The sequence below is a fragment of the Faecousia sp. genome (assembly GCF_048519415.1).
In the GTDB taxonomy this organism is placed as follows: Bacteria; Bacillota; Clostridia; order Oscillospirales; family Oscillospiraceae; genus JAZOXB01.
Genome location: NZ_DBFZUT010000046.1, coordinates 1 through 6,190, shown reverse-complemented (window position 1 = coordinate 6,190; position 6,190 = coordinate 1). Strand labels below are relative to the sequence as shown.

Here is a 6,190-nt window from a genome sequence, read left to right as displayed (position 1 = left end):
AAAGAAAGACTCGCACGGGCAGGATACTACAGTATCCTAGACCGGTACGAGTCTGTGCACTTATGCGATTGAACCGCCGTGTACCGAACGGTACGCACGGTGGTGTGAGAGGACGGGACTAAACGTCCCTCCTACTCGGTTGAGATCACGATCAAAGATCGCAGTTATTGACTGTGCGCGGGAAGGGGATGACGTCGCGGATATTGCCCATGCCGGTCAGGTACATGACGCAGCGCTCGAAGCCGAGGCCGAAGCCGGCGTGGCGGGCAGAGCCGTACTTGCGCAGGTCAAGATAGAAGCCGTAGTCCTCTTCCTTCAGGCCAAGCTCATGCATGCGGTTGCGCAGCGTCTCGAGGTCGTCCTCACGCTGGCTGCCGCCGATGATCTCGCCGATGCCGGGGACGAGGCAGTCCATGGCAGCGACGGTCTTGCCGTCCGGGTTCAGCTTCATGTAGAAGGCCTTGATCTCCTTCGGGTAGTCCGTGACGAAAACGGGGCGCTGGAACACGACCTCGGTGAGGTAGCGCTCGTGCTCGGTCTGCAGGTCGCTGCCCCAATGGACCGGATACTCGAACTGGTCATTGTGCGGCTCGAGCAGAGCAATGGCCTCGGTGTAGGTCACATGGCCGAAGTCGGACGTCATGACGTGGTGCAGGCGCTCCAGCAGGCCCTTGTCCACGAACTGGTTGAAGAAGCTCATCTCCTCCGGAGCGTTTTCCAGCACATAGGAGATGATATACTTGATCATATCCTCGGCAAGGCGCATATCGTCGCTCAGGTCGGCAAATGCGATCTCCGGCTCGATCATCCAGAACTCGGCGGCATGGCGCGTCGTGTTGGAATTCTCGGCGCGGAACGTCGGACCGAACGTGTAGATGTTGCGGAAGGCCATGGCATAGGTCTCGCCGTTGAGCTGGCCGGAGACGGTCAGGTTCGTCGGCTTGTTGAAAAAGTCCTTCGTGTAGTCGACCTTGCCGTCCTCCGTAAGAGGTACGTTGTTGAGGTCCAGCGTCGTGACCTGGAACATTTCGCCTGCGCCCTCACAGTCGGAGCCGGTGATGAGCGGCGTATGGACATAGACGAAGCCGCGCTCCTGGAAGAACTGGTGAATGGCATAGGCAGCGAGGCTGCGGACGCGGAACACGGCCTGAAAGGTGTTCGTGCGCGGGCGCAGGTGCGTCATCGTGCGCAGATATTCCAGCGTGTGGCGCTTTTTCTGCAGGGGATAGTCCGGCGTGGAAGCGCCCTCGACCGTGACCTCCTCGGCCTGCAGCTCAAAGGGCTGACGGGCGTCCGGCGTTTCGACGAGCGTGCCGCGGACGATGAGAGCAGCACCGACATTCGTCTTGGAAATGGCGGCAAAATTATCCATCGTATCATGATAGACGACCTGCAGCGGCTGGAAGAACGTGCCGTCGCTCAGGACGATAAAGCCGAACGTCTTGGACGCGCGGACGGAGCGCACCCAGCCGCCGACGGAGACCGTCTTCCCGGCGTAGTCTGCGGTGTGCTTGAACAGGTCTCGAACAGTTACGAGCTCCATAATGACTTCAACCTCTCTTGTGTTTCAGGGTTCGCCGAAGCGTTGCGCTGAATTCGATTTGCAATCTATTATACTCGAATCGTGCCCATATTACAAGCTTTTTCCCACAAAAAACGCCCCGACAGCGAAGTCGGAGCGCTTTTGAGGCTCATCCTGCCATGGTCAGATAGCCCTCGGCGGCCAGCAGCGCGGCGAAGCGGCGCAGTGCCAGTGCGGCCTTCTCAATGGGAATGTGATAATCTGCGGCTGTGCGGCGGAGAATGTCGTTCTCCGGCAGCTTCTGCTGCAGAAGGTTCCAGAAATAGGCTCCCGGCCGGTTGATGCCCTTCACGGCAGGGACCTTGCCGCGGGCCTGCCCGGCGGCAACCAGAAAATGCTCGTCGCACACGGTCACGAGCGCCACATCTTTCTGTAAGGTGTATGTCATGTTTGCGCCTCCATCAGGGTATCGCGGCACAGAGCGGCCGAGGCCGCGTCGCCGCGGTTTTGCAGCAGCCAGACGGGCACCTGCGCCAGCAGGCGCTCCTCCAGCGCACAGGCTGCGCGGACATCGTCCGCGTTCTTGCGGGTAAACAGCAGCTGCGTCAGCAGCGGCCCGGCTGCCTCAGCCGGGAGCAGACGGCGCATGCGGTTCTCTTCGTTCTGCTCCAGCAGAATGATGCCGCCGAGCGGGGCGGTGTCCAGAGAGCCGAGGCCCTCCTTTCCGCGCCAGGGCGAGGGATGGACGAGAATGCCGTCCTTGCGGAATTCCAGCAGGGGCTTATCTCCGTTCAGAATTTTTATTTCGCTGCCGAAGCACAGCTTCCAGAGCATATACTGCGTCGTTTTCCCGGTTCCGCTGTTTGCGGTAAAGATCCACGCCCGTCCGCGCCAGACAATCGCCGCGCCGTGGAACAGTATGCGGCCGTAGGGGAGCAGGGCATCGCAGACACGAGGACCGAGCTCCAGATATTCGACCTGCTCCGGCGTGGTACCGGCCTCGTAGTGCGGTGCGGCCTCTTTGAGCGCATCCTCCGGGACCCGGACGGCTGCGACCGGGTCAGCCTCCGTCCGGAACGGCTGAAAGCATGCCGCATAGGCCGGACTGCGCAGGGAAAGACGGACCGGAACCCCGGCCAGCACGACGGTCAGCTCCATAGATGTCTCCTTACCAAATTGAGCGAATACAGTTGTGGGGAGGCAGTGCCTCCCCATAAGGTGGTTTATTGAATATTCGTGATCTCGCCTGCGTCATTGAACGTGATCTGTCTGCCGTCCGGCATGGTGAAGAGATACATGCCGGGACCGATGCTCTGCAGACCTCCGCCGCCCGAAACGGGAATTTCAATATTATTGGCTTTCAGGATGTCTGTCAGCTCTGCATTCATAATATCATCCATTGTGATTGCCTCCTGTTCTTACCCACAGAGGGTGAAGTACTCGTAGATCAGCGTGCGCGCCTCGCCGTAGACGGTCGTTCCGTCCGGCGTGACCCAGTACGGCGTGATCTCGATCGCAGCGCCGCGCTGCAGGCCCTGCAGGGAGTAGGGCATCGTCATCAGCAGAGCGTCACGGCTGACGCTGCGGCCAAAGACCATCTGCGCCGTAAAGACGCGGAAGCGCTCCGTCAGCTGCGGTACGGCGACGCGCTTTCCGTTGATGACAAAACCCGTCTCTGCAAAGCCGCGCCCGTCGACGGCGGAGAGCAGCGTGATGCTGTTGCCCTGCAGGAAGCTGTTGCGCTGATATTCCACGCGCAGGTAATTATAACTGACGTACTTGCCGTAGAGCGTGCGGTTCTCCTGCACATTGGAAAGATCGGCAGGCGTGCGGTAGGCGTCGTCTGTATACCAGCCTGCGAAGACCTTGCCGCCAAGCTCGGCCGGGGCGACCTTGCCGCGCTGATCGCCCGTCGGGACGGTGATGCTGCGGGTGCTCGTGCCCTCGTGCAGGGTCAGCGTAACGGTCTCGGGCTCCGGCTCGGGCGGAGCGACAGGGGCGTCCGTCGCAGCGTCAAGGGAATAGGTCTCGGCGAAGCGGATGGTGGTTTCGGCAGCAGAGACTACCGTGCAGGCCGAGCCGGTCGTTTTAGCTGAGATGCCAAGACTCTGATGATCATCCGTTGTGCCGGTGCCGCGATAGGTGCAGGTGCGCACGCTCGTGCCGGTGACACGGATGCCGTCAAGCGTGATCCAATAGGGCTGGAAGGAGAATGCGGCGTCCTTCTGATAGAACGCGCCGTCCGTCCAGCGATACAGGCCAATGTAGCCGTCGTCGCGGCTGGTGGCCTCCAGCCCTTCGGTTGCATTCAGAATGCCGTTCCGAACGAACAGCTGCTGATAGAGCGTGCCGTTCTTGTTTGCATTCACGACGCCGTAGGCGATCGACGCGCCGTCCTTTTCGGACACATAGCTGTTGCCGCCGGACAGGAAGCCGACCTCCTGATAGAGCGTGCGGTCAATGGTCGTCAGCAGATACGTTGCGATGACGCCGCGCTCGCCGTTCGAGCCGCCGTAGACATGCTGCCAGACGTTGTAGTTGCGCGGCGCGAGATAAACATCACTCGGCTCCCAGATGTAGTAGGTGGCTCCGGCCTCCGGTGTGAAGTCCATGGCATTCTGCCCGGCGGCAAAGCTCTGGACACTGTCTGCGCCACAGGCTTCGGCAGAGAATGCGCCGCCGTAGAGACGGCCGCCGGGGACCTGCGCCGTGAGATCAAAATGCTCCGTCACGGCGTGGGTGTCGGTCTGAACGACGATGCCGTTCTGCACATGCGCGACCTTGAAATCACGCCCATAGGCGAACCAGAGGTCCTGGTTGGAGCTCACGGCCGTCAGCGTGACGGTGGCGCTGTCGCCTTCGGTCAGGCTGCCGTCATTCAGGATATAACTGCCATAGTAGGTGTAGCCGTCGAAGATCTTGTGGTCCACGGTATAGGGCGTGTTATAGAGCAGACCGGTCGAACCGTTCACGCTGTGGTATTCCGCAGGCTGGACCTGATTGGCGAGGGCGGGGGACTCGACCACGGTGCCCTGCGCGTTGACAGGCAGGCCCTGCTCGTTTACCTGATACCAGTGCACGAGCAGCTTGCCGCCGCCCACGGTGACCTCGGGCTTCGGGAATTCGGCTTCGGCATCACGGCCGAGGTAGTCGATGTAGGAGAAGATGGCCTGCTCATTCGTGAGAAGCGTTTCACCAGTGGACGTATAACCGGACTTGATGGTGACCCGGTACTTCATGACGGGCTTATCCTGCTCGCTGACGTTGCCGACCGTCCAGTGAATGGCGCGGGCCGCGGAGTCATAGGAGGCCGTGCCCTGACTGATGTAGACGTCGGCGTTGCCCGCAGCATAGACGGCCATATCGGTCGTGATGATGGGCGCGGCGTCCTTGAAGACAAGCTGAACGTTGTCACCCATCGTGTCGGCGACGGAGCCGGCACGGGCCGCAATGGAAATGCTGCCCGCAATTGAGGTGAAGGCGTCCTTCAGCGCGGTCTCAATGTTCGTCGAGGAGCCAATGGCAAAGTAGCCTTTGGTCGGATTCGTGGCGCAGGCTTTCAGGACCTGCTCGCCGTTCGTGCCGACCTGCAGAGCAACGGAATAGATCGTTGTGCCGTCGGCCTTCGCCTGATTCGATTCCCATATGGTGGCAATTCCGTGGGTGATGTAATCGTCACCGCCGTCACTTGCATGTTTACATCCTGTTATTTCCAGCCCGGAAGCAGCATCGGTAACAAATTCCTCGCCGTTTCCGTCAACCTTGTTATAGTTACAATTGATTTGAGCAGTTGCCCAATTGATATTCGAAGTGGCGTATTTGGTAACTCCAATGAAAAACGTATAGTCTTTAAATTCAATATCTTCCGTGCATGTAATACTGCCGCCAATACGGTAACTGGCGGTCGGCTCGCCATCACTCAGCAGCACGATGTTCTTATTCTGCCCGGTGGATTCCGCGGAGTTCAGCAGGGTACGGGCTGTATGAAGGCCAAGCTGCGTAAAGGTGCCGCCGTCGTCATTATTTTGCGTGATGGCATTGATCTGCTGCTTCAGCGCAGCCCTGTTCGCGTAGGCATAAAAGCCTGTGTGCGTCTCCTTGAGATTGTAGACGACCAGCGCGATGCGCGTGGTGCTGTCCTCAGTCAGCAGCGTGTCCACGAAGGCATTTGCGGCGGCCTTCGTTTTTGTCATACGGTCTTCTTTGGATGTCTCGCTGGGATACATGCTGTTCGAATTATCGATGACCAGCACGACGTCGGAGGTCGTCTTATAATTTTTGCCCTGAATACCGAGCGTGACCTCCCATGTGTTTTCCTTTCCCTCGACAGCGGCAGCGCTTTTGCTGAGCTGGATCGCGCCCTCTTCGGGCCAGACGGGCTGCTCACTGTTGTCTGCGAAGACGGCTTCGCCGAGCAGGGCCAGCGTCAGGACGACGATGAGCAGAGCAGCAAGCGTTCGTTTGATGCGTTTCATGGTGTTTCCTCCTCTAACGACTCTTCGGCAGGTGAGTGCCGCAAATTTTCTGCGTTCTGTAACGCAATGGGCGTTTTTTGTTTTTGAGAATAGCATATAACGAGATGAATGGTGCTGCAGTTTTGCGTTCAAAAAGAATCGGATAAAATGTTAAAGAATTTATCCGATGTAAATATCTATATCTGAAATAGAG

General features: G+C 59.0%; 5 protein-coding genes. All 5 read right to left on the bottom strand.

Annotation, left to right across the window (positions count from 1 at the left end; translation table 11 throughout):
* Window positions 1-151: 151 nt before the first annotated feature.
* The 5 genes from asnS to ACMKFF_RS05120 all read right to left on the bottom strand — a co-directional run bounded on the left by asnS (window position 152) and on the right by ACMKFF_RS05120 (window position 5,997).
* A complete protein-coding gene (asnS, locus tag ACMKFF_RS05140; RefSeq protein WP_367927367.1) occupies window positions 152-1,543 on the bottom strand; it encodes an asparagine--tRNA ligase in 1,392 nt (463 codons plus the stop codon).
* Window positions 1,544-1,691: 148 nt separating this feature from the next.
* Window positions 1,692-1,970 carry a PqqD family peptide modification chaperone gene (locus ACMKFF_RS05135; protein ID WP_418467679.1) on the bottom strand — a complete coding sequence of 93 codons (279 nt, stop codon included), beginning with the start codon at window positions 1,968-1,970 and terminating at the stop codon, window positions 1,692-1,694.
* Entirely contained in the window at window positions 1,967-2,680 is a 714-nt protein-coding gene (locus ACMKFF_RS05130; protein WP_419496260.1) for a hypothetical protein, read from the bottom strand. The genes ACMKFF_RS05135 and ACMKFF_RS05130 overlap by 4 nt, the downstream gene beginning before the upstream one ends.
* A 65-nt stretch (window positions 2,681-2,745) precedes the next feature.
* Window positions 2,746-2,922 (bottom strand): hypothetical protein, encoded by a 177-nt coding sequence (locus tag ACMKFF_RS05125; RefSeq protein WP_349135880.1) that lies wholly within the window; start codon window positions 2,920-2,922, stop codon window positions 2,746-2,748.
* 18 nt (window positions 2,923-2,940) lie between these two features.
* Window positions 2,941-5,997, bottom strand: coding sequence for a vWA domain-containing protein (locus tag ACMKFF_RS05120; protein WP_419496259.1), 3,057 nt, complete (start codon window positions 5,995-5,997; stop codon window positions 2,941-2,943).
* Window positions 5,998-6,190 lie beyond the last annotated feature (193 nt).

Excerpts from the sequence above, each read along its gene's own strand:
- ACMKFF_RS05130 (WP_419496260.1), bottom strand. The coding sequence starts at position 2,680 with ATGGAGCTGACCGTCGTGCTGGCCGGGGTTCCGGTCCGTCTTTCCCTG.
- ACMKFF_RS05125 (WP_349135880.1), bottom strand. The coding sequence starts at position 2,922 with ATGGATGATATTATGAATGCAGAGCTGACAGACATCCTGAAAGCCAAT.
- asnS (WP_367927367.1), bottom strand. The coding sequence starts at position 1,543 with ATGGAGCTCGTAACTGTTCGAGACCTGTTCAAGCACACCGCAGACTAC.
- ACMKFF_RS05135 (WP_418467679.1), bottom strand. The coding sequence starts at position 1,970 with ATGACATACACCTTACAGAAAGATGTGGCGCTCGTGACCGTGTGCGAC.
- ACMKFF_RS05120 (WP_419496259.1), bottom strand. The coding sequence starts at position 5,997 with ATGAAACGCATCAAACGAACGCTTGCTGCTCTGCTCATCGTCGTCCTG.